At 59.7% G+C, this 26,801-nt stretch carries 23 protein-coding genes; 5 read left to right on the top strand and 18 right to left on the bottom strand.

The window, feature by feature from the left end; translation table 11 throughout:
• Nucleotides 1-23: 23 nt before the first annotated feature.
• From I6L44_RS02045 to I6L44_RS02030, 4 genes are all read right to left on the bottom strand, one after another.
• Nucleotides 24-2,387, bottom strand: coding sequence for a YgiQ family radical SAM protein (locus I6L44_RS02045; protein WP_216953142.1), 2,364 nt, complete (start codon nucleotides 2,385-2,387; stop codon nucleotides 24-26).
• A gap of 224 nt (nucleotides 2,388-2,611) precedes the next feature.
• A complete protein-coding gene (locus I6L44_RS02040) occupies nucleotides 2,612-3,388 on the bottom strand; it encodes a hypothetical protein (protein ID WP_216953141.1) in 777 nt (258 codons plus the stop codon).
• A 213-nt stretch (nucleotides 3,389-3,601) separates the two neighbouring features.
• Nucleotides 3,602-5,041, bottom strand: a complete 1,440-nt coding sequence (gene pyk / locus I6L44_RS02035) for a pyruvate kinase (protein ID WP_216953140.1) — start codon at nucleotides 5,039-5,041, stop codon at nucleotides 3,602-3,604.
• Nucleotides 5,042-5,215: 174 nt separating this feature from the next.
• Nucleotides 5,216-6,070: a MurR/RpiR family transcriptional regulator gene (locus I6L44_RS02030; RefSeq protein ID WP_005334759.1), complete on the bottom strand. Its 855-nt coding sequence runs from the start codon at nucleotides 6,068-6,070 to the stop codon at nucleotides 5,216-5,218.
• Nucleotides 6,071-6,420: 350 nt separating this feature from the next.
• Here I6L44_RS02030 and glk point away from each other — a divergent pair, with 350 nt between their 5' ends.
• Entirely contained in the window at nucleotides 6,421-7,389 is a 969-nt protein-coding gene (gene glk, locus I6L44_RS02025) for a glucokinase (RefSeq protein ID WP_216953139.1), read from the top strand.
• A 205-nt stretch (nucleotides 7,390-7,594) separates the two neighbouring features.
• Here glk and I6L44_RS02020 read toward each other — a convergent pair whose 3' ends face one another.
• Nucleotides 7,595-8,095, bottom strand: a complete 501-nt coding sequence (locus tag I6L44_RS02020) for an SRPBCC domain-containing protein (protein WP_216953138.1) — start codon at nucleotides 8,093-8,095, stop codon at nucleotides 7,595-7,597.
• A 155-nt stretch (nucleotides 8,096-8,250) separates the two neighbouring features.
• Here I6L44_RS02020 and I6L44_RS02015 point away from each other — a divergent pair, with 155 nt between their 5' ends.
• Nucleotides 8,251-8,673: a GNAT family N-acetyltransferase gene (locus tag I6L44_RS02015; protein ID WP_216954319.1), complete on the top strand. Its 423-nt coding sequence runs from the start codon at nucleotides 8,251-8,253 to the stop codon at nucleotides 8,671-8,673.
• Nucleotides 8,674-8,827: 154 nt separating this feature from the next.
• Here I6L44_RS02015 and I6L44_RS02010 read toward each other — a convergent pair whose 3' ends face one another.
• The 3 genes from I6L44_RS02010 to I6L44_RS02000 form a co-directional block, all read right to left on the bottom strand.
• Entirely contained in the window at nucleotides 8,828-10,354 is a 1,527-nt protein-coding gene (locus I6L44_RS02010) for a methyl-accepting chemotaxis protein (protein ID WP_216953137.1), read from the bottom strand.
• 40 nt (nucleotides 10,355-10,394) lie between these two features.
• A complete protein-coding gene (locus tag I6L44_RS02005) occupies nucleotides 10,395-11,126 on the bottom strand; it encodes an ABC transporter substrate-binding protein (RefSeq protein WP_216953136.1) in 732 nt (243 codons plus the stop codon).
• Between the two features lie 549 nt (nucleotides 11,127-11,675).
• Entirely contained in the window at nucleotides 11,676-12,914 is a 1,239-nt protein-coding gene (locus tag I6L44_RS02000) for a uracil-xanthine permease family protein (RefSeq protein ID WP_005347636.1), read from the bottom strand.
• A 305-nt stretch (nucleotides 12,915-13,219) separates the two neighbouring features.
• Here I6L44_RS02000 and I6L44_RS01995 point away from each other — a divergent pair, with 305 nt between their 5' ends.
• Both I6L44_RS01995 and I6L44_RS01990 read left to right on the top strand, forming a co-directional pair.
• On the top strand, nucleotides 13,220-14,431 hold the full coding sequence (locus tag I6L44_RS01995) for a Hint domain-containing protein (protein ID WP_216953135.1): 1,212 nt from the start codon (nucleotides 13,220-13,222) through the stop codon (nucleotides 14,429-14,431).
• Nucleotides 14,428-14,769 (top strand): RT0821/Lpp0805 family surface protein, encoded by a 342-nt coding sequence (locus I6L44_RS01990; RefSeq protein WP_216953134.1) that lies wholly within the window; start codon nucleotides 14,428-14,430, stop codon nucleotides 14,767-14,769. Before I6L44_RS01995 ends, I6L44_RS01990 begins: the two co-directional genes overlap by 4 nt.
• An 87-nt stretch (nucleotides 14,770-14,856) precedes the next feature.
• Here the strand turns inward: I6L44_RS01990 and I6L44_RS01985 are convergent, their stop codons facing one another.
• Nucleotides 14,857-16,572, bottom strand: coding sequence for an NAD-dependent malic enzyme (locus tag I6L44_RS01985; protein WP_216953133.1), 1,716 nt, complete (start codon nucleotides 16,570-16,572; stop codon nucleotides 14,857-14,859).
• A gap of 275 nt (nucleotides 16,573-16,847) precedes the next feature.
• Between I6L44_RS01985 and I6L44_RS01980 the strand changes: the two genes are divergently transcribed.
• Nucleotides 16,848-17,612, top strand: a complete 765-nt coding sequence (locus I6L44_RS01980) for an ABC transporter substrate-binding protein (protein WP_216953132.1) — start codon at nucleotides 16,848-16,850, stop codon at nucleotides 17,610-17,612.
• A gap of 87 nt (nucleotides 17,613-17,699) precedes the next feature.
• Here the strand turns inward: I6L44_RS01980 and I6L44_RS01975 are convergent, their stop codons facing one another.
• From I6L44_RS01975 to I6L44_RS01935, 9 genes are all read right to left on the bottom strand, one after another.
• A complete protein-coding gene (locus I6L44_RS01975) occupies nucleotides 17,700-18,110 on the bottom strand; it encodes a DNA breaking-rejoining protein (RefSeq protein ID WP_254204250.1) in 411 nt (136 codons plus the stop codon).
• 159 nt (nucleotides 18,111-18,269) lie between these two features.
• Complete coding sequence (locus I6L44_RS01970) at nucleotides 18,270-19,241, bottom strand: formate dehydrogenase subunit gamma (protein ID WP_216953131.1); 972 nt, start codon at nucleotides 19,239-19,241, stop codon at nucleotides 18,270-18,272.
• On the bottom strand, nucleotides 19,238-19,864 hold the full coding sequence (fdh3B, locus tag I6L44_RS01965; RefSeq protein WP_216953130.1) for a formate dehydrogenase FDH3 subunit beta: 627 nt from the start codon (nucleotides 19,862-19,864) through the stop codon (nucleotides 19,238-19,240). The genes I6L44_RS01970 and fdh3B overlap by 4 nt, the downstream gene beginning before the upstream one ends.
• A gap of 4 nt (nucleotides 19,865-19,868) precedes the next feature.
• A complete protein-coding gene (locus I6L44_RS01960) occupies nucleotides 19,869-22,745 on the bottom strand; it encodes a formate dehydrogenase subunit alpha (RefSeq protein WP_216953129.1) in 2,877 nt (958 codons plus the stop codon).
• Between the two features lie 23 nt (nucleotides 22,746-22,768).
• A complete protein-coding gene (locus tag I6L44_RS01955; RefSeq protein ID WP_005303194.1) occupies nucleotides 22,769-22,972 on the bottom strand; it encodes a transcriptional initiation protein Tat in 204 nt (67 codons plus the stop codon).
• A 101-nt stretch (nucleotides 22,973-23,073) separates the two neighbouring features.
• The gene (locus tag I6L44_RS01950) at nucleotides 23,074-23,691 is read right to left on the bottom strand and encodes a molecular chaperone (RefSeq protein ID WP_216953128.1); all 618 of its coding nucleotides are present in this window, start codon (nucleotides 23,689-23,691) and stop codon (nucleotides 23,074-23,076) included.
• 9 nt (nucleotides 23,692-23,700) lie between these two features.
• Nucleotides 23,701-25,446 carry a 4Fe-4S dicluster domain-containing protein gene (locus tag I6L44_RS01945; protein ID WP_216953127.1) on the bottom strand — a complete coding sequence of 582 codons (1,746 nt, stop codon included), beginning with the start codon at nucleotides 25,444-25,446 and terminating at the stop codon, nucleotides 23,701-23,703.
• A 103-nt stretch (nucleotides 25,447-25,549) separates the two neighbouring features.
• Complete coding sequence (locus I6L44_RS01940) at nucleotides 25,550-26,149, bottom strand: DUF3306 domain-containing protein (protein WP_216953126.1); 600 nt, start codon at nucleotides 26,147-26,149, stop codon at nucleotides 25,550-25,552.
• The gene (locus tag I6L44_RS01935; protein ID WP_216953125.1) at nucleotides 26,142-26,696 is read right to left on the bottom strand and encodes a DUF3305 domain-containing protein; all 555 of its coding nucleotides are present in this window, start codon (nucleotides 26,694-26,696) and stop codon (nucleotides 26,142-26,144) included. The genes I6L44_RS01940 and I6L44_RS01935 overlap by 8 nt, the downstream gene beginning before the upstream one ends.
• Nucleotides 26,697-26,801: the final 105 nt, after the last annotated feature.

The raw sequence follows: 26,801 nt of genomic DNA, 5'->3' as shown, positions 1-26,801 counted from the left end.
TGTCGCATTCTAATCAGGAAATATTACCGCGCCGGTCGCTTGGTACCATTGCCTTTAGCCGTAGGCTTGCCGCCTTGAGCAGCGGATTTGGCCCCCGGCTTGGCAGAGCCAGCGCGGGTCGGCGCTTTGCCCTTATGGGCAGGTTTTCCGGCAGGTTTGCTCTTACCCGCATTCTGGCCAGCATGCTTGCCTTCGCCCTGTGCGGCCGGTTTGCCGTTAGCCGCCCCTTTCTGCAACTGGGAACCCACCGGCTTGCCGCCCGTCGGCTTGTTGCCTGCGCCGTTGCCGCGTTGATGGGCAATGTTACTGTGGCGAGTCAGGGCCGGTTTCAGCCCCTTGCCGCTGGCGGCGCGCTCGTTACGTCCTTCCGGCGGCACCAGACAACCGGGGCCGTTGCCAATCAGGTGGCCCTTGCCCATGGCAAGCAGGGCTTCGCGGATCATCGGCCAGCCTGCGGGGTCGTGGTAGCGCAGCAGCGCTTTGTGCAGGCGGCGACGGCGCTCGCCCTTGGCGACAAACACATCGCCACCGGTGCGGCTCACCTTGTTTAACGGGTTTTTCTCCGTGTAATACATGGTGGTGGCGTTGGCGAGCGGCGACGGGTAGAAGTTCTGTACCTGATCGAGCTTGAAGCGGTTCTCTTTGACCCAGAGCGCCAGATTGATCATGTCTTCATCGGTAGTGCCCGGGTGGGCAGAGATAAAGTAGGGGATCAGGTACTGCTGCTTGCCCGCCTCTTTGGAGTATTTGTCGAACAGCTCCTTGAACTGGTAGTAGCTGCCCATGCCCGGCTTCATCATCTTGGAGAGCGGCCCCTCCTCGGTGTGCTCCGGCGCAATCTTGAGGTAGCCGCCGACGTGGTACTTGGCCAGCTCCTTGATATAGCGGGGATCTTCCACCGCGATATCGTAGCGCACGCCGGAAGCGATGAGGATCTTCTTGATCCCCTTGAGGTCGCGCGCCTTGCGATAGAGGTTGATGGTCGGGCTGTGGTCGGTGTCCATGTGCGGGCAGATGGTGGGCCAGACACAGGAGGCGCGACGGCAGGTCTGCTCGGCCTTGGGGCTCTTGCAACGCAGCTTGTACATGTTGGCAGTGGGGCCACCGAGATCCGAGATGACGCCGGTAAAGCCCGGCACCTTGTCGCGGATATCTTCGATTTCTTTCAGGATCGACTCTTCCGAGCGGCTCTGGATGATGCGCCCTTCGTGCTCGGTGATGGAGCAGAAGGAGCAGCCGCCAAAGCAGCCACGCATGATGTTGACCGAGGTCTTGATCATCTCGAAGGCGGGGATCTTCTCGTTGCCATAGGCGGGGTGCGGCACCCGCTGGTAGGGCAGGCCGAATACGCCGTCCATCTCCTCGGTTTCCAGCGGGAAGGCGGGCGGGTTGACCCAGACGATGCGATCACCATGGGCCTGCGACAGGGCGCGGGCACAGCCGGGGTTGGTCTCGTGGTGCAGAATGCGCGAGGCGTGGGCGTAGAGCACCTTGTCCTCTTTCACCCGCTCGAACGCCGGCAGCTTCACATAGGTTTTTTCCCACGGCTTGGGCTTGGCCGGCTGCACCAGCACAGGCTGGGCCTCCTGCGCGGCAGGGGCCGCTTCGCTGGCGTCATCCGAGCAGGGTGCCCCTTCCATATAGGGGTTCATGATGGGATCGATGCGGCCAATCTGGTCGAGCTTGCTCGAATCCACCCCTTTCCAGCCCGGCAGCGGCTCCTTGCGGATGACGGCGGTGCCGCGAATATCCTGCATGGTGTCGATTCTCTCCCCCGCTGCGATGCGGTGAGCCACTTCCACCAGCGGCCGTTCGGCGTTGCCGTAGATCAGGATATCGGCCTTGGCATCGAGCAGGATGGAGCGGCGAATGGTCTCGGACCAGTAGTCGTAGTGGGCGATACGGCGCAGGGAAGCCTCGATGCCGCCGATAACGACGGGCACCTCCTTGAAGGCCTCCTTGCAGCGCTGGGTATAGACCAGGGTGGCGCGATCCGGCCGCTTGCCGCCCACATCCCCCGGAGTGTAGGCGTCGTCGTGGCGCAGCTTTTTGTCGGAGGTGTAGCGGTTGATCATGGAGTCCATGTTGCCCGCGGTCACCCCGAAGAAGAGGTTCGGTTTGCCCAGACGCATAAAGTCATCCTTCGATGACCAGTCCGGCTGGGCGATGATGCCGACCCGAAAACCCTGCGCCTCAAGCATCCGGCCGATGACCGCCATGCCGAAGCTCGGGTGATCCACATAGGCATCCCCCGTCACCAGAATGACATCGCAGCTGTCCCAACCCAGCTTGTCCATCTCTTTGCGGGACATGGGCAGGAAGGGCGCCGTGCCGTAGCACTCGGCCCAATAGCGGGGATAGGAGAAAAGGTTGGGTACCGGCTGCATTTTGAACACCTGGAAAAATTCGGGTCGCGCATTATACCGGTTGCGGCCAAGGGGAGCGATGGCTTTTTGTCCCCAGCATTCGCACGGGAAAAGGCGCTTTGCCATCCAACACCCGCATCACGCCACCACAAACAAGCACGCCCGCAGGATGAGTGCGGGCGATCTTTGACTGCAACTGCCGCACGGTGAGCAGGGCAAATGCCGAGGGCTCACCGCCTTAATGGTTACTGACTCAAATCCTTGTCGATCCAGTATTTGGAGCCGGAGATGTTGGCATCGAACAGCAATCCCTTCTCGCCGATCTGGTAGATGGCCATGCCGCCGTTGTATTTGGCGGTAAGCTCGGCGCTCTCCTTGCCAGCTACCACGCCCACTTCGGAAGTGGCCTCCCAACCCTGGGTCACGAAGGCATCGAATCTGGCTTTGTCTTCAAACAGGATCACCTGCTGATAGAACTTGCCACCGATACCGGCCGCCAGCCCCGCGCCAAACATCTTCATATAGGTGTGTTTGCCACTCTTGCGATTGATGGCCACCCCGGCGCCCTGATTGGTATGCAGCATCAGGGAGAACTTGCGCGAATCGAATACTGCGTAGCCATACGCCTTGTCAAACAGCAACTTGGCTGAAGGCTGTTCATTGAACAGGCGCACCAGTGCCGTGTCGGCCATGGTGTTGAGCGCCACCCGCGCCTCCTGCGCGGTTTTGGGCTCCAGCATATCGTCGAGCTTCTTGTCGGCTACCTTCAGCCACTCCTTGCCAGTGGCGATGCTCTTGTCGGTCCAGACCCCGGCGGTATTGAACGCCTCTTCACCCCAGGCAGAGATGGAGGCCCAGCTCTTTTTGGAGAAGTCGCTGACATCCTGCCATACCTCCTTGCTAGTCTCACTCACGGCGGTGCCGAGATCGGCGGCGGCAGCCTTCAGTTTCTCCCAGTCGGCATGGCTGGGTGACACCACCAACGTCAGTGACAGGGCCAGCAACCAGTTACGTTTGTTCATTTTTTCACTCCCGTATTGTCGAGTGTCTGGGTTACCCGGTGCGATCCCCTACAACAGGCTACCCGGTGAAAATCACTCCCGCATTATCGGAAGGGGAATCGGGTTAAGCAATCATTGAGTCCTGTTTATCCCGCCAAAGCGCGACAGCCGTTAATAAAAAGGCTGCTCATCAGAGAGGAGCAGCCTTGTTGAACACTGTGAAACCGGACGGGCTTATTCGACCATCATCACCTTGCAGGTGTTGGTACTGCCGACGGTTTCCATCTTGTCACCGTGGGTCAGCAGTACCATATCGCCGCTTTGCAGCAGCCCCTTCTCCTTGAGCACGGCCAGCGCGTCGCGGCACACTTCGTAGACCGGTTTGGTCTCGTCACCGTCGAACAGCACCGGGGTCACACCACGGTAGAGGTTGGCCCAGGCCAGGGTCTTGTTGTGGGGGGACATGGCGAAGATCGGCAGACCGGAGCTGATACGGGACATCAGCAGCGGAGTAGTGCCCGATTCGGTCAGCGCAACGATCGCCTTGACCCCTTCCAGGTGGTTGGCTGCGTACATGGTGGACATGGCGACCGCCTCTTCAACCGAGGTGAAGGTGTAGCTCATGCGGTGGTTGGAGACGTTCAGGCTCGGGTGCTTTTCGGCACCGACACAGACGCTCGCCATGGAGGTGACCGTTTCGATGGGGAACTGACCGGCAGCGGTTTCGGCAGAGAGCATCACCGCATCGGTACCATCCAGCACGGCGTTGGCGACGTCCATCACTTCGGCACGAGTCGGCAGCGGCGCATTGATCATCGATTCCATCATCTGGGTAGCGGTGATCACCACACGGTTGAGACGACGGGAGTGACGGATCAGCTTCTTCTGTACACCAACCAGCTCGGGGTCACCGATCTCGACGCCCAGATCGCCACGGGCAACCATAACGGCATCAGAGCCGAGGATGATATCTTCCATCGCTTCGTCAGTGGCGACGGTCTCAGCGCGCTCGACCTTGGCCACGATCTTGGCATTGGAGCCAGCTTCGCGAGCCAGTTCGCGGGCGTAACGCAGATCATCACCGCAGCGCGGGAAGGAGACGGCCAGATAATCCACGTTCATCAGCGCGGCTGTCTTGATATCTTCCTTGTCTTTCTCGGTCAGGGCTGGCGCGGAGAGACCGCCCCCTTTCTTGTTGATGCCCTTGTTATTGGAGAGCGGGCCAGCCACGGTGACAGTGGTCAGAATACGTGTGCCTTCGACGCTCTCTACTTTCAGCTGCACACGGCCATCATCCAGCAACAGGATATCGCCCGGCACTACATCGTTTGGCAGGCTCTTGTAGTCGATACCAACCTGCTCCTGACAGCCTTCACCCTTGCCCAGGGCTGCATCCAGCACGAACTTGTCACCGATGGCGAGATAGATCTTGCCATCCTTGAAGGTGGATACACGGATTTTCGGGCCTTGCAGGTCACCCATGATGGCAACGTGGCGGCCGAGCTTGGCAGCAATGTCACGCACCTGATTGGCGCGCTGGATATGATCTTCAGGAGTGCCGTGAGAGAAGTTCATCCGCACCATGTCGGCACCAGCGCGGATAATCCCTTCGAGGATCCCTTCGCGGTCGGTGGCCGGACCAAGTGTGGTTACAATCTTTGTACGTCTAGGCATGAAAGACTCCAATATGAAGTTGAGATAACTTGAGATTCTGCCCCATCAAACCGATGGCTCGATGCACCCGCTTGCAAACCATCCGGGTGGTTTTTGTTATTAAGTTACAATACCACATCAAGACTACACCAAGGAGGGTGGCATAGACAGTCGGGGGCCAAAGCCCCCGACGATTCAGGAAGAGTGTGGTGTTTCAAAGCGGGATTCGCGCAATCCCTCTTTTACCTTCTTCAGGTTTTCACGAAATTTCATCCCCCGGCGCAGGGTAAATCCGGTTGCCAGCACATCCACCAGCGCCAGCTGCGCGATGCGGGAAGCCATCGGCATGTAGACATCGGTATCTTCCGGCACATCCATGGAGAGCACCAGGTTGCACTCGCGCGCCAGTGGGGAATCCTTGGCGGTCATGCCGATGACTGTGGCGTCGTTCTCGCGCGCCAGCGCGGCGATCTCGACCAGCGCCTTGGTGCGGCCGGTATGGGAGATCAGCACCACCACATCCCCTTCGCTGCTGTTGATGCAGCTCATGCGCATCATGACGATATCGTCAAAGCTCACCACCGGGATATTGAAGCGGAAGAACTTGTTCTGGGCATCGCGGGCAACGGCTGAGGAGGCGCCAAGACCAAAGAAGCTGATCTTCTTGGACTGGGTCAGGATATCGACACAGCGGTTGATGGCCGAGATATCCAGGCTGTTCTTGGCGGCATCCAGACAAGCCATGGTGGATTCGAAGATTTTGGCCGTGTAGGTATCGGGGCCGTCTTCTGCTTCCACATGACGATTGACGTAAGGAGTGCCATTGGCCAGGCTCTGGGCCAGATGGAGTTTGAAATCGGGGAAGCCTTTGGTATCGAGGCGACGGCAAAAACGGTTGACGGTCGGTTCACTGACGTCGGCCATTTTGGCCAGGGCGGCGATGCTGGAGTGGATGGCGGTCTGGGGAGACGCCAGGATCACCTCGGCAACCTTGCGTTCTGATTTACTGAAACTTTCCAGGTTGTTCGTAATTTTATCAAGGGTATTCATCATCACCACCAGACGTTTTTGTAATTTAGCTTCAGTGTCTTTGCACTAAATCTACGGCTAAGCAGGTTTCCAATCAAGCTGATGACTATACAAGACAAGCGGTTATGGCAACTAACGCCTGCCGTACAAAGTATGACTCATCTCTAATTATTTCGTACTTTTCGTTACAAAACGTCACCTCGCTGTGAAACCGCTTACAAATGTTGCAAAGCAACAACACTGTGAGCAGGCGCACGTTTGTATCGATCCGGCGGGTGAGTGAGCCTGAGCTCGGATAGAATGGGCCGTCATAATCCAACAATAATGTCGGGACACCACAGTCGTCCCCATCCTGTAACGAAGGAGTTGTTATGCAGCATACCCATGCGCTGGTCGGCGATGTCGGCGGTACCAATGCGCGTCTGGCCCTGTGTGAGCTGGCCACCGGTACTATCTCTCAGGCAAAGACCTACTCAGGTCTGGCCCATCCCAGCCTTGAAGCCGTGGTTCGCCTCTATCTGGAGGAACACAAGGTCGAGGTGGCGGAAGCCTGCATCGCCATCGCCTGCCCCATCAATGGTGACTGGGTCGCCATGACCAACCACAGCTGGGAGTTCTCCATCAGCGAGATGCAGAACAATCTCGGGCTGGCACGCCTGCAAGTAATCAACGACTTTACCGCGGTCTCGATGGCGGTACCGGTATTGGCCGAATCGGATCGCATCCAGCTGGGCGGCGCCGCACCGGTGGCTGGCAAACCCATCGCCATCTATGGAGCGGGCACCGGCCTTGGGGTTGCGCATCTGGTCAAGGCGGGCGATCAGTGGTTGAGCCTGCCGGGCGAAGGGGGTCATGTGGATTTTGCCGCCAACACCGAAGAGGAAGATGCGGTGCTGCAGGTGATGCGTGGCGAACTGGGCCATGTCTCGGCCGAGCGTTTCTTATCCGGCCCGGGCCTGGTCAATCTCTATCGCGGGCTGGTGAAATCCGATGGTCGTGAGCCGGAGCCGTTCGCCCCTAAAGACATTACCGAACGTGCGCTGGCGGGCGAGTGTCTGGATTGCCGCCGCACCCTGAGCCTGTTCTGCGTGCTGATGGGCCGCTTTGCCGGCAACCTGGCGCTCAATATGGGCACCTTTGGTGGCGTCTATATCGCAGGGGGCATAGTGCCGCGCTTCCAGGAGTTCTTCACCAGTTCCGGTTTCCGGGTTGCCTTTGAAGACAAGGGCCGTTTCAAATCCTACCTCAAGGATATTCCGGTATTCCTGATCACCCATGAAGGACCTGGCCTGCTCGGCGCTGGCGCTTACCTGCGCCAGTCGATGGGGATTACCATCTGATTGTAAGGTGGAGTGAAACTGAAACATCCGTGGTTCAGCATCGATTCAGTGTGGATGGCATATAGTAGTGGCACGTAACCAAGAGGGTTGTACTTCACAAGGAGTGGAAAGCGACTCTCATCCGCTGGATACGTTTGTCACCTGACAAGCCTGAACTGTTTCAACCGGCCTTTTGGCCGGTTTTTTTTATCTCTGTGCCCCGAAACTACTGGGACAACGCCTTCAGCTGTGCCTTGTCGGGCGGGTTGTTCCAGTCGATGGGGCCGTGGGTAAAGCGGTACTGCAACCGTGGCAAGCTGGTCTCCAGCCACTCTTCCCTAAAGTAGGCATACCCCTGATTCCAGTCAGGATCATTGGCCCAACCGGTTTGCAGGAAGTAGAGGCGAGTGCCCTGCCCTTCCGGCACAAAGCGCAGACAAACCTGAGTCTTCTGCTGACGAATATGGGGCAGACTGGGCGGAAAATTCCAGCTAAAGCTGAGCAAATCATAGGGCATGACGGCCATGACCCTGCACCCTTCACTGCCCCGTTCACCCAGTGGAGCATCCGGCCTGAAGTAGATTTCGAAGGGGCCATTCGGTTCGGCTACCATCAAACACTCGGGAGCCAGAAAACTGCGCAGACCACTCTCTGTCGTCCAGGCGTGCCACACGTCATCGATATGAGCCGGAACAAAAATGTTGCCTTCAATCTGTTTATTGTCCATAAATCAACAATCCTCACGCCATCCATACAGGGGACTTCGGCAGTATAGCCCCATGACAAATGTATTGGACAGCCCTTAATCACACCCTTGTCATTTGCCCCAGATAACCTTGCCCGCGTGCAACAGGGAACAGTGACCGCCCTTGGGAGAGCATGATGATCAGGCGCATGGAAGAACGTGATATCACCCCGCTGGCCAAGCTGTTTTTACAAGGCCGCAGACAAACCTTTCACTGGGTAGACCCCTCCCTGTTTCACCTGGATGACTTTATCGAGCAGACCCGGGGAGAAGAGATATGGGTGGCTGAGCGAGGGGGGACGCTCTGCGGATTTATCGCCGTATGGCAACCCGATCACTTTGTGCATCATTTGTACGTTGCGAGCGACTGGCATGGTCAGGGGATTGGGCGAGCGCTGCTCGAACATGGTCTGGCAAATAATCCCCGCACGGCATCACTCAAGGTGGCAACCCGCAATACGGCGGCCGTGGCCTTCTATCATCGGCTTGGCTGGCAGCATGGCGACGAGGCCGGGTACTGCGAGCTCACCGGTCCCTGGTGCAAGCTGTGTCGTGAGTAGACAACAGCTCTCCAGACTGTCATGCATGGGCCCGTAAAGGGAAAATATCGATCCGGGATTGCATGGCAGAATATGAGAACACCACGACCCCCGTTGCGCGCGTGATCGCGACCACCGCTCGCACCGAGGATCCCCCGCAGGGCGTATGTGCTTTCTAGACCCGAAACAGCTTGAGCAGGGTATCGAGCTGACCGGAGAGCTGGCGCAAATCGCTGCTGGCTTCAGCCACTTGCACCACCCTGGCCGCGCTCTCGCTATTAAGGGTGGCAATCCGGTTCACGCTATGGCTCACCGCCTCTGCTACCGAGTGTTGCTCTTCCGAGGCTTGGGCAATATACATGTTCATCTCGCGGATCAGACTGACCTGGTTTTTAATTTTCTCCACCGATACCTGTACATCGGCGGCTTCGGCTCCCGCACGAGAGGCCTGCTCCTGGCTCAACTGCATCCCGGCACCGACATTCTGGGTCGCCTGTTGCAGCCGTTTGATGCTGGCACTGATCTCTTCGGTCGACTGACGAGTGCGCCCCGAGAGGGTTCGCACTTCATCGGCCACCACCGCAAAACCGCGCCCCTGATCCCCAGCCCTCGCCGCCTCGATGGCGGCATTGAGCGCCAGCAGATTGGTCTGCTCGGCAATACCATTGATCACTTCGATAATATTGCCGATGCTGCTGCTCTCGGTAGAGAGGGAGCGCATCAGCCCCGCCACCCGTTCCACCTCTCCCACCAGCTGGTGAATCGCCTGATTGGCATGACCGGCCAGATTGTAGCCCTGTTCGACATAAAGGTTGGCCTCATCGGTCGCCGTAGCAGTCTTCACTGCATTACCTGCCACCTCCTGCACCGCCTGGCTCATCTCGGTAATGGCAGTCGCGACCTGATCCAGCTCCAGTTGCTGGGCATCACTGGCGCCCCGAGTATCCGCCGCAAGGGTGTCACAACGTTCCGCGGTCTGCAGCACGCCAGCAGAGAGCTCGTTGATTTCGGCCACCATCTCCTGAAGCTTGGCAATAAAGTGATTGATGTTGGTGGCCAGCGCGCCCATCTCATCCTGACGGAGGATCTTGAGACGCCGGGTCAGATCCCCCTCTCCCCTGGCCAAATCGAACACCGCCAGATTCATCTGATGAAGTGGTCTCAGCACATTGCGATGAATGAGTACCATCAACAAGGCAATGATACAGATATCAAGTACCAGGATCTGCCAGACAGTGGTGATCAACTGCTGGCGCAAGTTGGCCTGAATGGCCGCATCACTGGTTTCGACCAGCAATCTGGCCACGGTATTTTTCTGGCCGCTGTCGTCGTAGACCAGATCATACCCACCATAGGCCGCCGTATCGGCGGGTATGGCCGCTAAAGGGGAAATAGTGCCCGCTGCATCGCGGGCAAACCCGGCCACCAGCTTCTCCTTGTTGACCACCAGCAGTGTGCTGAGCATATCGGCCGCCAGCTCGGATTTGAGCGATGCCTCGATAAAGGCCGACTCATAATTCCACAAAGGGCCAGGCAAGGATAGCTGCAGTCGCTTGATCGCCTGCTCGACCAGCTGAGCCTGTTTGCTGTAGCTCTCTTCCCTCACCGAGCTGTAGTTATAACCACCAAACAGTACCAATAGCAGACTCACCGAGAGGGAAGTCAGTACGGCAATCCTGAACTTCAGACTTTTCCAATCCATGACTTCCTCCCGGTATTAACGGCAGCAGGAACAGTACAACTTACTGGTACTTGGCGTTGATTTTCTCGATGGTGCCGTCGGCTTTCATGGCTGCCAGAACCTCGTTGAGCTTGTTGATGAGTTCATCGGGCGTATCCTTGTTAAACGCCAAACTCATCTGGGTTTCCTTGAACACGAAGACCGGCTTGGGCGAAGCCACTTTCTCCTTGTTGGCCAAATAGGGGGCCAGATATTGGCCGGTTGCCCAGAGATCGATACGACCGGCCTCCAGTTTTTTCACGTTGGCGGTGTCATTGGCTGCCAGCTGCAACTTGGCAAATCCCTGTGCCTTGAGATACTCGGCTGCCGCATCACCGTTGTAGCCCCCCACCGAATACTGCTTGGCCTCTTCCAGTGAAGAGACTGTGATATTGGCCGTCGAGCTGGAGAAGAACACCCAGTTGTTATTGACCAGCGGCCCCACCCATTTGAACAGCGCCTCACGCTCCGGGGTACGAGTCGTGGAGTAGAGTGCGGTGTTGGGAGTGCTGAGGGTATCTTCATACGCCCGCTTCCAGGGCATCAGGGTCAGCTTGTATTCGACGCCGGCACGCTTGAGCAGCTCTTCGACCACCTCGGTCGATAGCCCGACAATCTTGCCCCCCTCCCCCTGCATGTTGAACGGAGGGTAATCCTCGGTCATCACGTTCAGTGGCGCAGCCTGAACTGCGCTTATCGCCATCATGGAAGAGACTGAAAAAATTGCACTTTTCCACAGCAGTTGATAGTTCATTGCAACCTCGCTTTGCTTGCCATTCATCCCTGAACATCCGCCGTTACCGATGGCGGTGCACATCTGACCCGCTGGGGTCATGCCGGCTTTCACGGCTCGCCGCCCACCCATGTGCAGCAGCAAACAGATCCGGATTTTGCCAGTGCGCAACGAAACACAACCGGCGGGGGAGGCTCACGACAAATCGAGGTGGAAACATGCCAGGGCAGCATGAGGGGAGTGTGGAGGGGGCGGATAAACCTCTGCCATACAACAGCGCTGTGGCGAAGCAGAAGCGCATCGTTTAATGACCAGGGTCTGGGAGAGAAATGATAGAAAACGCCAACATCCATTTTCCCATACTGCTCGAGGAGACCTCAGAGCCAAACCTGTCCTTTAGCTAAGGTCACGAAAAGAGATACGTCAAATGAGAGTGCTAACCCCCTCATCTGCTTCCAAATTAGATTCCAGATGAGCTCCGCCGAGCCGAAAAGTGGCGCTAGATAACCGAAACAGAGAAGGCCACCGCGAGGTGGCCTTCTACAAGTCAACGTGAACGTCTGGTGAAACTCAATCCTTGGCCGCGTCCATCACACCCTCTTCGGAGTGCGCAGGCAGGATCAGGTTGAGCAGGATGGCGGCAACGGAGGCCAGGCCAACACCGGCCAGCGCGAAGTCGCCAATCTTCATCTCCAGCGCACCGACACCGACAGTAAGAGTCACGGCGACGATGGCGATATTGCGTGACAGCCCCAGATCCACCTTGGATTCCACCAGCGTCTTGAGACCGATGGCAGCGATGGATCCGAACAGCAGCAGCATGATACCGCCCATCACCGGCATCGGGATGGAGGTGAGCAGCGCATTGAACTTGCCGAAGAAGGCCAGAATGATGGCAAACACCGCAGCCCAGGTCATGGTGACCGGATTGAAGTTACGAGTGATCATCACGGCACCGGTCACTTCGGCGTAGGTGGTCACGGGTGGGCCACCGATGAAACCGGCGAAGCAGACGCCGATGCCATCACCGGCCAGCGTACGGTGCAAACCCGGATCCTTGGTGTAATCCTTGCCAGTCACGCCACCAATCGCCAACACGCCACCGATATGCTCGATACAGGGGGCGATGGCTACCGGCAACATGAACAACGCAGCAGCCCAGTTGATCTCCGGGGTTTCGAAGTGGGGCAGCGCCAGCCAGGGGGCGTTCACCATGCCATCGAAACTCACCTGGCCCATAAACACCGCCGAGACATAACCGGCAATCACACCGCACAGGATGGGGATCAGCTTGATCCACCCCTTGCAGAACACAGCGGCAATCAGGGTGACCGCCAGCGAGATACCGGCCAGCGTCAGCGCAGTCCCCGCAGGAACCACCTGCTCACCACCGGCGCGGCCCATCGCCATGTTGCAGGCAACCTGCGCCACAGAAAGACCGATCACCATGATCACCGGGCCAATCACCACCGGGGGCAGCAATTTGTGCACAAAACCCATCCCTTTTGCCCGGATCAGCGCAGCCAGAATGAAATACATGAAACCGGCGGCAAACAGGCCAAACATGGTGGATGGCAATCCCCAAGTCTGGGTGGCGTAGATGATGGGAGCGATGAAGGCAAAGCTGGAACCGAGGAAAATCGGGACCTGGCGGCGGGTGCAGAGCTGGAACAACAGGGTGCCCACACCGGCGCCAAGCAGGGCCATGGAGGGGTTCAGTCCGGTGAGCAGGGGCACCAGAACCATGGCACCGAAGGCGACAAACAGGATTTGCAGCCCGGCGACACTTTGCTTGACTAAGGAAAACATGGATGTCCTTAATTTTTTGATAACTGATGGGGATATTTATCACTTTTCAGTCATCACAAGACTTTTTCAAGGCACAAAATGAACACAAATGCGTCACCTGTTACCTTTTACTGCTTGGGAAGGGCATGAAACTGGCTTTTTAGGCGGGATTCGTTGCTACAAGCATCGAGTATGCGATTTTACGCATTATTGTGACGAACGCCAATCGTTTTTCCATCATGTTTATTGTGTTCATGGTCAAAGATGCCACCGCCAGGGGGCGCTCTATAATGGATCCTGTGAATCAAGATGGACAAGGAGTCCCCATGTCACAGCCCCCATTCAAGGCCAGCCAGCGCAGATTGCTTATTGGCTCGGCCATCGCACTCGCCCTGTTTGCAAACCCGTTCAGTTATGATTTCGCCCACAATAAGTGGCAAATGAATCAGGCCTATGCCAAGTCCTGCTTTATCGCCGGCACTCGCATCACGATGGCCGATGGCTCCACCCGCCCCATAGAGACGCTCCGGGTCGGTGAACGAGTGCTGGATCAACACGGCGGCAGTAACCGGATCCTGGCGGTCGAACGGGTCATACTGGGCAAACGCAGACTCTACGGGATCAATGATCTGCCCCCGTTCTTTACCGCAGAACACCCTCTGCTGACCACGCGGGGCTGGGCAGCCATCTCACCGGCCATGACACGAACCGAAAACCCGCAACTGGCGGTGCTGCCGCTATTTACCGGCATGCAGATAATGTGTCGCCCGGCACCTGTCATGGTGACGGGCAATCTGGCCCTGCAATCCCAGCCGGAATTACTGCTGGTTGAGTCACTCTGCTGGATCGAGGCGCCTCCCACTACCGCACTCTTCAATCTGCTGCTCGATGGCAGCCACAGCTACATCGCCAATGAGCTGATCGTTCACAACAAAGATGGCGATGGTGGCAGTGGGGGCAGCAGTGGTGGGGGCAGCAGCAGTGGTGGTGGCAACAGCGGCGGTGGCAGCAACAACGGCGGAGGCAGCGACAGCGGCGGTGGCAGCGACAGCGGCGGTGGCAGCGATGGGGGCAGCGATGACAGTGGCGGCCAAGGCGAGCATGCCGGCGGAGAGCAGCATGGTGGAGGTGAACGGCATGCTGGTGGAGAAAAACATGCAGGGGGAGAACGCCATGGGGGTGGCCGCGGGTTTGGCAATGGCGTTGATGACAACGGCGTGGATGCAGTCGATGCCAATGGCAACAAGCTCAGAGGTGACGGCACAGTCGATGACAACGGCGTGGATGCCGTCGATGCCAACGGCAACAAACTCAGGGGCGATGGTACGGTCGATGATAACGGTGTGGATGCCGTCGATGCCAACGGCAACAAGCTCAGGGGCGATGGTACGGTCGATGATAACGGTGTGGATGCTGTCGATGCCAACGGCAACAAACTAAGAGGTGACGGCACGGTCGATGATCGCCAGCAAGTGCTTACCGATGAGCAGGAGCGGGTGCTGCTCAACAACGGTTTTCGCCAACAGGGGCAACCATGATGCGATATCTGTTACCACTCCTCCTGCTCGGCCTCACTGGCTGCGCCACGGTCGACACTCCGCCGCTTTACCATCAGATGGATAAGGCAGATGTTCAACTGGCCAATCAGGCCCTTGCCAAGGCGCTGGAAACCCGTACCAAAGGGCAGAGCCTCACCTGGTTCAATCCGGCTAATCGTCACTCGGGCAGCGTCACGCCGCTACGCACCTTCCGCCATGCCAGCGGGGAGTGGTGTCGCGACTATCGCGAGCAACTCTATATCGGCCAGGCCAGTCAGCAGTGGCAGGATACCGCCTGTCGCAATCAGCAAGGGCGCTGGCGACCATTGCGAACTTAGTGAATGCCACGGGGTAAACGAAAGGGGGTAGCAGCGCTACCCCCTTGTCATCTTTACCGACCCTTTATCGGGGCGGTGAATACGCGGTTATACCCGACGATAGGGCAGGTAAACCGGCTCCCACATGTGGTTGAGGATATGCTGATGCAGATCCTGCCCGATCAGCGGGTGGGACGGATCCCGACGCACGATATCCTTGAGCACGGCGGTGGCCACATGCACCGAGATGTTGCGCAGTTCGCGAATACGCGGATAGACGGCTCCCTTGGCCAGATCCTCTTCGCTTACGCACTCGGCCAGCGCAAAGGCGGCGGTGGTGAAGATATCCGGGCTGATCTCGCGGATCTGGCTGACGATGGCCGCCAGACCTACACCGGGGAAGATAAAGACGTTGTTGCCCTGCCCCACCCGGAACTCCTGCCCCTCGTAGCTCACGTCCTTGAAGGGACTACCGGTCGCCACGATCGCCTTGCCCTTGCTCCAGCGGTAGATATCCTCCGGCAGCGCTTCACAGTTGGCGGTCGGGTTGGAGAGCGGGAACACCATGGGGCGCTCGCAATGCTGCAGCATCAGCTGGATGTGTTCTTCCTGGAAGGCACCGCCCGAGCCACTGGTACCCAGCAACACGGTAATGGGCACATGACGCAGTACATCGGCAAGATTGGCCTTGCCGGGCACCTCGGTGTCCCAGCCTGCCAGCAGCAGCCCCGGTTTGGCGTAACGACGCTTGTACTCGTCAAGTCCCTCGCGGTTGTCGCACACCAGCCCCTGGGTATCCAGGATGTAGATGCGATCCCGCGCGGCCTGCGGATCCATCCCCTCACGGATCATCCCCGCGCAGATCTGATCCGCGACACCAACCCCGCCAGCGCCAGCGCCATAGACCAGATAGTTCTGCTGGCCCAGGGTCTCCCCCTTGACCTTGACCGCGCCTATGATACCGGCCAGCACCACGGCACCGGTGCCCTGAATGTCATCGTTGAATGACGGCAGTGCCTGCTGGTAGCGGGCCAGATTGTTGAAGGCGTTGGATTTGCTGAAGTCTTCCCACTGCAGCACGGCGTTGGGGAAGTGGCGCTTGACCCCCTGCACGAACTTGTCGATGAACTCTTCGTACTCCTTGCCACGAATACGCTTGTGGGGGCGGCCCAGATACATGGGATCATCGAGCAGTTTCTGGTTGTCGGTGCCCACATCCAGCGCGATGGGCATGCAGCAGGCGGGGTGAATACCGGCCCCAAGGGTATAGAGCGCCAGCTTGCCGATGGGGATCCCCATGCCACCAACACCCTGGTCGCCGATCCCCAGAATGCCCTGGCTGTCGGTGACGACTATGATGCGGATCGATTTGGCATCGAAGTGACGGGCCTGACTGCCCATATCATCTACGTTGTCCGGGGTGATGTAGAGGCCGCGCGGCTTCTGGAAGCGGTGGCTGAACTCCTGGCACGCCTTGCCCACGGTCGGGGTATAGATGTAGGGAGTCATCTCCTCCACATGGCGTGACAACAGGGCATAGAAGAGAGTCTCGTTGCGATCCTGCAGAGCACGCAGGTTCTGGTACTTCTCGATATCGCTGCAAGCGCTCTTGAACCCCTCATACACTCGCTCGAGCTGGGCTTCAAAGGTTTGTACCTGAGGCGGCAGCAAACCATCGAGATCAAAATCGGCCCGCTCCTGTTCGGTAAAGGCCGTGCCCTTGTTGAGGTATCGATTGTTAAGCAGATCAGTGCCGGTCAGTGCAACGGGGCGAAAATCCTCTCCCTGTGCATCTTTCCACAGCAGATATTGTCCGGTAGCCATAGTCATTCTCTTTGATTTACGTGAAATTGCCGTTCGGCAGGAGAGCAAGACTCATAATGAAATCAATCATATGACGTTTACTCGATCGGTTTTGTGAGCTTGGGCATACCCTGTGGCCAAAATCCGCTCATCTCGCTCCCCGAGTGATAAATATCCACGGAGAGGAATGAGACTCATGCTAGCATTGCGATCAATTCCGCAACGTTTCACCATGCCGCAGCCGGGAGTGACCTGATGCCCTCGACTTTTTCAGCCAGCTTTTGCCTCCTCTCGCCATGCGTCTGATACTGCTCCTTGCCCTGTCACAACTGCTTGCCTGCCAGTCAGCTCTCGCCGCACAAGGGAGAGAACTGAACATCATCGTGGGTGAATGGCCCCCTTTCGTCTCCGAGCAGTCAAAACAGCACGGTCCCGTGGCCCACCTTATCAGCGATCTGTTCAAGGAGGCGGGCTATGAGGTGAAGTTCCACTTCGCCCCCTGGGGCCGGGTCTATTCGCTGGCGGCCAACAGCCAGCTCTACGACGCCACCGCCGTCTGGATGCACAAACCGGAGCGGGAGCAGGATTTTCTGTTCAGCGAAGCGGTGCTGCAGGAGCAGTTTGTCTTCTTCTCCCTCAAATCACGGCAGCTGCAAGCCGAGCGCCTTGAGCAGATCATCGGCATGCGGTTGGGGGGCGATATCGCCTATAGCTACGGGCCAGATCTGGACAAGATGGTGGTCGATGGCAAGGTAACCCAACAGAAAGTCACCGACGTGAAACAGAATTTCGGCAAGCTGCTGCGCGGGCGGATCGACCTCTATCCGCAAGAGCTGCGAGTCGGTCTGGCCGAGTTGCAGAGCCAGCTCGACCCCGCCAGCGCGGCACTCATCACCCACAGTCAGACCCCTTTTCTGCGCAACGACAGCTTCGTGATGTTCCCGCGCAAAATGCCGGATTCAGCCAAACTGCGGGATCAGTTCAATCAGCAGTTGCAGCAGGCCATCGCCAGCGGACGTTATAAGCGCTACTTCGAACGGCTGGCCCGGGGGGGCTATTAACCTTGGCGAGGCAAAAACAGAGGGGATAAAACAACGGTGGCGGCCCTTTGTGGCCGCCACCTCTGTGATGCTTGTCAGCTGCTGGCATTAGCCGCTGATGCCCACTTCCAGCTTGAACGGCGTCTTGGCCTTGCTGCTCTCGGCCGCCCCCATCTGGTAGACCCGAATGGTATAAGTGCCCTTGGCGGGCAGGGTTGCCTCAAAGTTGTTCCCTTCCATAGAGCCGATAAACATCGCCTCCCCCTTGCTGCCCGGCGGCAGAATATTGAAGTAGGGCTTGCCGGTCAGGATCACCACCATGCTCTGGCCCTTGTTGGCCGTCAGCTTGTAATCAAGGGTCTGGCTACCTTGAATGGTGCCGTTGATGGTTGCCCCTGACTCCCCCTTCTTGAACTGCACCTGCTGGGTCTTGATCCCGTCAGCCGCCTGCGCCACGCCCGCAATACCACCGAATAGCGCAGATGCACATACCGCTGCCAGCCATGCTTTTCTCATCATTTGTCATCCCTTGTGTGAATGGAACCCCTGTTACTGTTGCTCAAGGTGGCCCAAAAAACCATCGCCGTTTGCGGCATCGCTCAATCAATTTGCCATCACGATCGACCCGCCATCAAAAGGGGCGCCGCAGCGCCCCTTCTCTTTACTCTTTGTCGACCATCAGCTTGATTTGCCCGCCTTGGGCTCATCGAGAGTGTGTTTCACCTCTTCATACCAGAGGTCGTGGTGCTCCTTGGCCCAGGTCTCGTCCACCTCGCCGGTCACCATCCCCTCCAGCGCCCCTTCCAGCTGGAACAGACCCATGTAGATATGGAAGATAAAGCCGCAGATAAGGATCAAGGCGCCTACGATATGGATAAAGCTGGCCCACTCCATCTGACGGCGCAGCTGGCCGAAGATGGGGAAGTCGAGGAACAGCCCGGTCGCCACGACGATGCCGCCAAACCAGATCAGTAGCCAGAAGATCGCCTTCTCGCCGCCGTTGGAGAAGCCCGCCGAGGGGTGACTTCCCTTGTGCTTACCGAGCATGCCGCCAAACTTCATGAACCACTGCACATCCACCATATTGACGATGTTGTGGCGGAACCACTTGATGAGTACCCCCATCAGGCAGAGGAAGAAGAGCGGCCCCATATAGTTGTGGAACACCTTGGCAAACCAGATCCAGTTCTCCCACACCCCGAGGCTCACCACCGGCTTGATGAAGTACTTGCCGTAGATGATGGCCAGCCCCGACCCGGAGAGGGTCAGGAACATGGCCGCCGTGGTCCAGTGCAGCGCCCGATCCAGCCGACTCCAGCGCTTGAGCTTGCGCCCGGTGCGCGGTTTGGAGAGCTTGGTCTGCCCCACCACCAGATACATCAGGCCACACATGGCGAGCGACCCGAAAATGGCGATGGCGCCGAGCGGCGACACCCACTTGGTCTTCACCTCGAACCAGAGCTGGCCCGGCACCGAGATCAGCACCCCGTGCTCCGGCGAGCGGGAAGTGGTCACCCCCTCCTGCCCATCCTTCACCGCCCGCCAATAATCGGCGCCGGCAAAGCCGACCGCCTCTTTCTCGGCATCGGCGAAACTTGCGGTACTCACCAGCAGCAGGGCAGCAAACAGGGCCATTAGCCAGGTTTTCATGCCGCCCCTCCCTGCTTGTTCAGCTTGCTGGCATCGTGAAACAGCTCATCGCCATTACCCCAAGCCGCATCCTTGGCACCGCGATAGGCAACCCGCTCGCGGAAGATATCGGAGATTACCTGCGCATCCCCTGCCAGCAGCGCCTTGGTGGAGCAGAGCTCGGCACACATGGGCAGCTTGCCCTCGGCGATGCGGTTGGCACCGTATTTCTGGCGCTCCGCTTCGCTGTGATCCTCTTCCGGGCCACCGGCGCAGAAGGTGCACTTGTCCATCTTGCCCCGATCGCCGAAGGCGGCGGTCTTCGGGAACTGGGGCGCTCCGAACGGGCAGGCAAACAGGCAGTAACCGCAACCGATGCAGAGATCCTTGTTGTGCAGCACGATGCCGTCGTCGGTGTGATAGAAGCAGTCGGCCGGACAGACCGCCATGCAGGGGGCGTCGGTGCAATGCATGCAGGCGACCGAGATGGAGGTCTCACCCGGCAGGCCGTCGTTGAGGGTTACCACCCGGCGACGCTGGATGCCCCACTCGAGGGCCTCGTCGTTCTCGTTCTTGCACGCCGTCACACAGCCGTTGCACTCGATGCAGCGCTTGGTGTCACACATGAATTTCATTCTGGCCATGGGATCAGGCTCCTACTTTGCGAAAACGGCACAGGGTGACCTTGGTCTCCTGCATCTGGGTGACCGGGTCATAACCATAGGTGGTGACTATGTTGACCGACTCCCCCAGCACATAGGGATCAGACCCTTCCGGATATTTGGATCGCAGATCCTTGCCCTCGAAGTGGCCGCCGAAGTGGAACGGCATAAAGGCGAGCCCCGGTTTGACCCGCGGGGTCACCAGCGCCTTCACCTTGACCCGGCCCCCTTCCGGCCCCTCCACCCACACATCCTGACCGTCGCGCACGCCGGCATCGTTGGCATCCGCCGGGTTCATCTCGACGAACATCTCCTGCTGCAATTCAGCCAGCCAGGGGTTGGAGCGGGTCTCGTCACCGCCACCCTCGTACTCCACCAAACGACCGGAGGTGAGGATGATCGGGAACTCCTTGCTGACATCCTTCTCCTGCACCGAGGCATACTGGGTCGGCAGGCGCCACAGGCTCTTGGCATCGGGCCAGGTAGCGTAGTCGGCCAACAGATCCCGACGCGGGGTGTAGAGCGGCTCGCGGTGCTTGGGCACCTGATCCGGGAAGGTCCACACCACGCAGCGCGCCTTGGCGTTGCCATAGGGCACGAAGCCGTGCTTGATGGCGACCCGCTGGATACCGCCAGAAAGGTCCGTCTTCCAGTTCTTGCCCTCGGCCTCTTTCTTCTCGGCCTCGGTCAGCTCATCCCACCAGCCAAGCTGCTTCATCAGGTCGGCAGTGATCTCGGGATAGCCATCCTCCACCTCGCTCCCCTTCGGCCAGGAGTCTTCGGCCAGCAGCGAGACGCCCTGATACTCGATGCCGAAACGGGCACGGAAACCGCCACCCCCTTCCGAGACCGGAATGCTGGTGTCGTAGAGGATATGGCTGCCGGGATGCTTCATCTCAGGGGTGCCCCAGCAGGGCCAGGGCAGACCATACACTTCGCCACTGACCGGGCCGCCCTCGGCCTTGAGGTTGGTCTTGTGGAAGGTGTGCCAGTTCTGCTGGTGCGCCTTGAGCCGCTCCGGGCTCTGGCCGGTGTAGCCCACGCTCCACATGCCGCGGTTGTATTCGCGGGTGATGTCTTCCAAGAGCGGCTGGTTGTTCTCCACCTTGATGTGCTTGAACAGCTGGTCGGCAAAACCGAGCTTCTTGCTCAGGAGATACATGATCTCGTGGTCGACCTTGGATTCGAACAGGGGTTCTATCACCTTGTCGCGCCACTGCATGGAGCGGTTGGTGGCGGTGACGGAACCATAGGTTTCGAACTGGGTGGTGGCCGGCAGCAGGTAGACGCCGTCGGTACGGTCGTTCATGACGGCAGCGACTGTGGGATACGGGTCGACAATCACCATCATGTCGAGCTTTTGCATCGCCTTCTTCATTTCCAGGCCGCGGGTCTGGGAGTTGACCGCATGGCCCCAGTAGAACATGGCGCGGATGTTGGAGCCCTGCTCGATGAGATCGGCGTTCTCCAGCACCCCGTCCACCCAGCGGGAGACCGGAATGCCGTTGTTGTTCATCGGCAACTTGCCGTTGTAGGCCTTGTTGTCAAAACGGGCCTTGATCCACTCATAATCGACGTCCCACACCCGGGCCCAGTGCTTCCAGGAGCCCTCTTCCAGCCCGTAGTAGCCGGGCAGGGAGTCGGAGGTGACGCCAAAGTCGGTGGCCCCCTGCACGTTGTCGTGACCGCGGAAGATGTTGGTGCCCGCCCCGCTCTTGCCCACGTTGCCGAGGGCCAGTTCGAGGATGCAGTAAGCGCGGGTGTTGTTGTTGCCTGTGGTGTGCTGGGTGCCGCCCATGCACCAGACCACGCAGCCGGGGCGGTTGTCGGCCAGCAGCTTGGCGGCGCCATAGACCTGCTGTTCGTTGAGGCCGGTCACCCGCTCCACTTCGGCCGGAGTCCAGCGCGCCACCTCTTTTTGCACCTCGTCCATACCGTAGACGCGGGTGCGGATGAACTCCTTGTCTTCCCAGCCGTTCTTGAAGATGTGCCAGAGCATGCCCCAGATAAAGGCGACGTCGGTGCCCGGGCGCAGGGAGAGGTACATGTCCGCCTTGGCGGCGGTGCGGGTACGGCGCGGGTCGACCACCAGGATCTTGCAGCCGTTGCGCTCTTTCGCCAGCAGGATGTGCTGCATGGCGACCGGGTGGGCCTCCGCCGGGTTGGAGCCGATAAACATGATCGACTTGCTGTTGTGCATGTCGTTCAGGCTGTTGGTCATGGCGCCGTAGCCCCAGGTATTGGCGACGCCAGCGACCGTGGTGGAGTGGCAGATCCGCGCCTGGTGATCCACGTTGTTGGTGCCCCAAAGCGACGCCATCTTGCGAAACAGGTAGGCCTGCTCGTTGGAGTGCTTGGCGGAGCCGAGCCAGTAGACGCTGTCGGGGCCGGACTCCTTGCGAAGGCGCAGCACCTCGTTGCCCACCTCTTCGATGGCCTGATCCCAGCTGATGCGCTGCCACTTGCCGCCCACCAGCTTCATCGGGTACTTGAGGCGACGCTCACCGTGGCCGTGCTCGCGCAGGGCCGCCCCCTTGGCGCAGTGACCGCCAAGGTTGAAGGGGTGATCAAAGGCCGGCTCCTGACCGGTCCAGACGCCGTTCTGCACCTCGGCATAGACGCCGCAGCCCACCGAGCAGTGGGAACAGATGGTGCGCTTCACCTCGACCGGCACGTCGGCCGCCACGGTTTTGGCCTCGGCCCGCTGCATCATGGCTGGCGCCAGCCAACCGGCGGCCACGGCGCCACCGGCCACCAGACCGGAGTTGACCATAAAGGCGCGACGGGTCAGCCCCTGACCGCGAATGGCCTCATTGCCCTGCTCGCCCACTTGGGGCTGCTCGGCACGTTTTGTCAGTTTCATGAGTTCTCCTTCACTGATCCGGCTCAGTCGGTGCCGCGCAGGGTGCGATAAAAGTCGTGAACATGGGGGGTCTCCCGATAGCCCTTGTCAGGCTCGGTGTCGTGGGTCAGCACCTCTTTGCCCACCACCCGACCGGTGGCACCGGCCAATACGCCTATGGTGGCGACCACGCCAACTCCCTTGATCAGATTGCGGCGGGACGGGTCTTTCAGCTGTTCATCGCTCATTCTTGTGACCTCTGTTGTTGTTCTTGCTGGCGCCTGCGCGCCAGCTTCGCGTCCAATGGGATATCTCGTCTGTTCGTTTTGTTGTGGGTGGTTCGGGGCATTCAGCCCGGCACCACGCAGGCGCCAAACGGCAGGCGCAATTCGTTTTCCAGCTTGAAGAAATCTTCGGCAAGGGCGCCGACCGCCCGGTAGAAGCTGCCCCCTTTCGCCTGTTGCTGATCGCGGCAGCAGGCGAGTACCCAGGGGGCAAGGTGGCGCTCATAGAAGCGGTTGCGCTCCGGGTGCTGCTCGCCAATCAGTACCGCCATCACCTCACAGAGGGCGGCGAGATGATCTTCCGGCTCGCACACTCCGCTCTGGCGCTCCAAACCGAGGGACTGCAGATCTGCGCGCAGCACCGCCAGCGGCAGCTCCATCAAAGAGCCGGTGAGATACCAGGAGGCAAACGGCACGATCTCCCCGCGCCCCAGCCCGATAAAGAGATCCTGATACTCCTCGGCAAGCTCGTTTTCGTGGTGGCTGCTGGCCGCCAGCTGCACCAGCCCGAGCCCTCTGGCAAAGGGGCCCGGCATCGGCTGCAACCCTTGCAGCCAGGCAAGCTGTTCGCCACGGGGAGCGGCGCGCCAGAGGCTTGCCAGCAGGGCGTAGAGATCGGCGCTGCTCTGTTCCAGTTCGGTCATGGTCAGTTCGCCAGCCTTTTCGTTATGTTGTTCACTCATCACTGGCCCTCACAACTTGAGCTGGGAGACGGGATCCGCCGCCAGCGCCGCAAACACATCCTTGACCCGACAGTCCTCGCACATCAGCAGCCGCTGGGCGGCCTCGTTCTGGAAGTGGGAGTGACCGGCCAGTTTTTGCTGGATGCGGCGGATCATCGAGGCGGGCGCGAACGGCTTGCCGCAGCGAATGCAGCAGGCAGCCTCTTCGGCTTTGAGGCTCTGCACGGCGCGGCGTGCCTCGGGCACGGGTTGCAGGCGGGGCACCAGTACGATGGCCTGCTCGGGGCACGCCTTTTCGCACATGCCGCACTGGATGCAGTCCTGCTCGATAAAGTTGAGGCCGGGCGCATGCCCCACCGCATGCAGAGCTCGGCTCGGGCAGACCGCCACGCAGCCCATGCAGAGGGTGCAGTCAGCTTCTTTCAATTCCACACTGCCGTAAGGGGCGCCGTGGGGCACCGCCAGCGGCTCGCGGCTCCCTTCGTTGGCCTGCCAGAGGGCATCGAAGGCGGCAAACAGATTCTCCCGTTTATCCCCTTTCAGCGGCTTGTCCAGCAGGGCAACGGTTGGCAGGCCGGAGATCGGCTTATCTTGCTCGGCATCCGGGTTAAACAGGGCGATGCGATCGGCAGCGAGACCGGCGCCCACCAGCAGCACGGCGGCGCTCGCCAGTTCCCGCTCAACCAGTGCACGGACGCTTGCGGGGGCATCATCGCCCAGCACGATGCGCACCGCGCTGGCGCCATAGGCAAGGGCGGCGAACCAGCTCTCGATACCCAAACTCGCGCTCTCCTCCACCCAGAGCGGCAGCCAGTTGGCGGGCAGGCGGGTGAGTTCGGCTTCCACCCATTCGCGCTCGTTTTCACCGGCGATCAGCAACTGAGGCGCGTCGCCGCCCGCCTCCCGATAATGCTTGAGCAATCGCAGCAGGTAGTCGCCGCAGGTGTTGGCATCAGGCTGGTGATAGGCAATCGCCCCGGTCGGACAAGCCGAGGCGCAGCTACCAAAGCCCTGACAGAGATGGGGATCGATCTGGATGCGACCATTGATGGGCTTGAGCGCATCGGTCGGGCAAACATCGAGGCAGCGGCTGCAACCGGGCACGCCACGGGCGGTAAAGGCGCAGGCCTCGGGGTCGAGGCGAAAATAGCGCGGCTTGTCGAAGATACCGGTCAGCGCACAGAGCTCGGCAAGCCGTTCGGCCAAGTCAGCGTCATCGGCCAGATGCAGATAGCCCACCGGCGGGCGCTCCAGCGCAAAGAGCGGGGCGCGGCCCAGATCAGCCACCAGATCAAAGCGCGGTTCGTTCCCCACCGTCGCTTGTTGTGGAAAACAGAGCGCAGCTAGGTTAACCCGCTCACCCTGCCCATTGAGGCCGGTAAGCTGGAACTGGCCGAGATACCCTGTCAGGCTCGGTTCGCGCAGGGTCAGGGCCACGAGGGATACGGTGGCATCGAAAATGGCTTCAAGATCGGCCGCCTCGGCATCGTGGACCGCTTCGCTCACCAGCAGGGTGGGCTTCACCCCGGCGGGCAGCCGGCTGGCGGCGCGGCGAATCCGATCCTCCGGGCCGACCAGCAGCAGGCGCCCCTGGCTCTGGTAAGAGACAGTGGCCGGGATCAGGTTGTCGGTCTTGACCGTATGCTGCAGGGCATAGGCGCGAGCGCGCGCGTTATGCTCGGCCGCCCCCGCCCCATGGGCAAGATTGGAGGCCAGATTTGGGCTCAGATTTGGCAATGTTTGTTCAGTGCTCACATACACTCCTGCGCGCGCCACCTCATGGGATGGGCGCTTGTTGGTAAGCCGAGAGAGCAAGAGGCGAGCCAACTCCCCCGGAAAAAAAGTGACTGACAGGGAGTCAGGATCCTGAGGGTTCCATTCCCCCACCTTTGGTTGGGACATTTTGTCCACCAGAGGAAACCAAAATGTCCCGATCGTCGGTGTGGGTTTGAGAATGGTTATCAGCCAACTCGGGCGGCTCGGCGGCAGGTTCGCTGACAAGCGCCACCGGTTCAGCGGATCCGCTGGCCGGATTGGTCGATTCGCTCTCCGGGGCGGTTACCTGATCCACCAGCCAGTTGCGCAGCCCGGCGGTCAGGGCCGCAGGCAGCAATTCGGGCTGGCTGAAATCCTGGGTGTAGTCGTCGAGCCCATCCGGCTTGTGGCTGCGAAACATGGCCCGCAGCGCCTCCTTGTCGGGGAGTTTGGCCTTGCCCGGCTGGGCCGTTTTCAGAGGCGGTTCGCCACTCTCGGCCCCTTCAACGGCAAGGGGTTTACAGCTCCCCTTGTCAGTGCTGACTACGGGGCTATCCAGCGCAGTATCTGGAGTTTCAGCTTCGCCACTGCCTTCGATGGGGGCGGCAACCGCCTCGGGGCTAACCTCTTCCCTCGGCTGCAATACCTGATGCTTGCGCGCCTCACTCTTGCGCGACGACCAGCGCTTGAGGAACTCACTCATGGGCGCGATTTCCGCTGTCACTGCCACGCTCACGGCCATCGGGGCCGGTGGCCTTGACGGCGCCGCAGCTGGCTTGATCTACCGTATCGACACCGAGCTGATCCTGCGCACGTCCCTTGCCCTTCTTGCCCTTGCGGCGGGCCTCCAGCAGCTCGCCGTGGCGGCCGATAAAGGCCTCCACCCAGGCTTGCAGCGCTTCGGGCAGCGGGCAGGAGAGCACCTGCCGCTCGCCATCCATATAGGCGGCAGCCACGGTCTGGCTCAGGGTGAGGCCATCGGCCACAAAGCCATTGTCCACGCGGCTTCCGGTGACAAAGAGGCGGGGCGAGCCGGAGCTCAAATTGAAGCGATAATCCCCCCGCTCATCGCGAAACAGGGTAAGGGGCAAGGCACCGGCGGCCTCGGGTTCGGCAGGATGGAGCGCCGCTATCTCGAAACGGCGGCTCTGCCAGCGGCCAACCAGGCTGTCGATGGCCTTTAACTCCAGTTGCAGCCAGCGCTGCGGGGAGAGGGGTTTGGTTGTCTCTTGCACTGTCACGGCTCCCATCAGAAGGTCTCTGCCGGGCCGCCTCCCCCGTGAACCACCCCGTTCGGGGCGGCTCACGGCAGGAGATTTATGGCGGCCACGGCCATCAATGGGATAAGACATAGC

Origin of the sequence: Aeromonas sp. FDAARGOS 1414, from assembly GCF_019047065.1 — a bacterium.
Taxonomy (GTDB): Bacteria; Pseudomonadota; Gammaproteobacteria; order Enterobacterales; family Aeromonadaceae; genus Aeromonas; species Aeromonas veronii_A.
Note: the sequence above shows the minus strand (reverse complement) of the source record. Positions and strands in the feature narration are given on the sequence as shown.